The organism is Bradyrhizobium sp., from assembly GCF_019244115.1.
Classification (GTDB): Bacteria; Pseudomonadota; Alphaproteobacteria; order Rhizobiales; family Xanthobacteraceae; genus Bradyrhizobium.
On the sequence record NZ_JAFATE010000781.1, the window covers coordinates 1 to 2,028 of the forward strand.

The window sequence follows — 2,028 nt, forward strand, 5'->3', positions numbered from 1 at the left end:
ACGGCCGGGGAAACTGGGCCGAGGGCGCCTCAGCCTTCCGATTTTATCGCGGCAACACGCGAGACCTACAACGGCCCGCTCGTAATGGGCGAGGATCTCATGACGATCAATATCGGCGACACTGTCAACGTGGTCGTGGAGCGACCAGTGAACAAATAGGCGTCGAGCCTGCGCCGCTATTGCCTGGATTCGCGTGGTCACAGGGACTATCTCAAGCACCTGCTCGGCAAGTTCACGGTGGAGGGCTACTCAGAGATTCAACGCAGAATGTCGGGTGAGGGGTAAGCGACCTCTCACCCAGCCGAGTACGTTGAACATCCGGCGATGCCCTCTCCCACAAGAAGGGGAGAGGGCAAACACGGCAGCCGCCACGGCAATTCGCTACGCACGCGCCGGATTGTTCGGGTGCTCCATCCAGGTGCGATGTCCGCCGAGCTCTGAGCCGGTGCGCGGGTCGCGGCCTTCAGTCAGCGCGACCAGCGTGATGCAGTTCTCCACCGGGCAAACGACAGTGCAGAGATTGCAGCCGACGCATTCGGCATCGATCACCTCGAAATGGCGCTTGCCGTCCTTCTCGCGCGTGATCGCCTGGTGCGAGGTGTCCTCGCAGGCGATGTGACAGCGCCCGCATTTGATGCAGAGATCCTGGTCGATCCGCGCCTTGGCGACATAGTCGAGGTTGAGATGCTGCCACTCGGTGAAGCGCGGCACTGCGCGGCCGACGAAATCAGCGAGGCTGCGGTAGCCCTTCTGCGCCATCCAGGAATCGAGCCCGCTCTTGAGTTCGTCGATGATCTTGAAGCCGTAGACCATGGCGGCGGTGCAGACCTGCACCGTTCCGCAGCCGAGCACCATGTATTCGGCGGCGTCGCGCCAAGTGGTGATCCCGCCGATGCCGGAGATCGGCAGCTTTTGCGTCGCCGGATCGCGCGCGATGTTGCCGACCATGTTGAGCGCGATCGGCTTGACCGATGGGCCGCAATAGCCGCCATGCGTGCCAAGGCCGTCGACCGGCGGACGCGGTGTCATCGTGTCGAGGTCGACGCCCATCACCGATGACACGGTGTTGATCAGCGACACGGCGTCGGCGCCGCCCTTGAGCGAGGCGCGCGCCGCGTGGCGGATGTCGGTGACGTTCGGCGTCAGCTTGACCAGGACCGGCATGCGCGTGTGCGCCTTGCACCAGCGCGTCACCATCTCGATGTATTCCGGCACTTGGCCGACCGCCGCGCCCATGCCGCGTTCCGACATGCCATGCGGGCAGCCGAAATTCAGCTCGACCCCGTCGCACCCCGTTGCCTCGACGCGCGGCAGGATCGCCTGCCAAGCCTCCTCGACGCAGGGCACCATCAGCGAGACGAAGAGCGCGCGATCCGGCCAGTTGCGCTTGACCTGCGCGATCTCCTGCAGGTTGGTCTCGAGCGGGCGATCGGTGATCAGCTCGATATTGGTGAAGCCGAGCACGCGCCGGTCCGGTCCGTGCCAAGCGTCGTAGCGCGGGCCCGACACGTTGACGATCGGCGGGCCGTCCTCGCCGAGCGTCTTCCACACCACGCCGCCCCAGCCGGCGCGGAAAGCACGCTCGACATTGTAGGCCTTGTCGGTCGGCGGCGCGGAGGCGAGCCAGAACGGATTCGGCGCCTTGATGCCGCAGAACGAGACTGAGAGATCGGCCATGGTCGTCCTCCTCAGGTCGTCGGTTTCGTGCGCAAGGCGCGATCGATCGAGAGCGCTGCCTGCTTGCCATCCTCGACGGCGACGACGGTGAGATCCTCGCCGCCTGCAACACAATCGCCGCCGGCCCAGACCTTGGGGAGCGAGGTGCGCCGCTCGGCATCGACGCTGATGCGGCCGTCCTTCAACGCCAGTGCGGTCACATCCTGAGGCGAACCGTCGAGCCGCTGGCCGATCGCCTTGAACACCTGGTCGCAGGTAAGCGTCAGCCGCTCGCCGGTCCCAATCAGCCTGCCATTCTCAAGCCTGGTGTATTCGAACGTGACGCCGGTCGTAACGCCGGCGCGCGATTGG

The 2,028-nt window shown here is 65.2% G+C and carries 2 protein-coding genes; both read right to left on the minus strand.

Annotated features, from left to right (window positions below; all coding sequences use genetic code 11):
• Positions 1 to 381: 381 nt before the first annotated feature.
• Positions 382 to 1,677, minus strand: a complete 1,296-nt coding sequence (gene preA / locus JOZ76_RS33420; RefSeq protein ID WP_291705650.1) for an NAD-dependent dihydropyrimidine dehydrogenase subunit PreA — start codon at positions 1,675 to 1,677, stop codon at positions 382 to 384.
• 11 nt (positions 1,678 to 1,688) lie between these two features.
• Positions 1,689 to 2,028, minus strand: a 340-nt coding sequence (locus JOZ76_RS33425) for an FAD-dependent oxidoreductase (RefSeq protein WP_291705651.1), incomplete at its 5' end; no start/stop codon positions are given.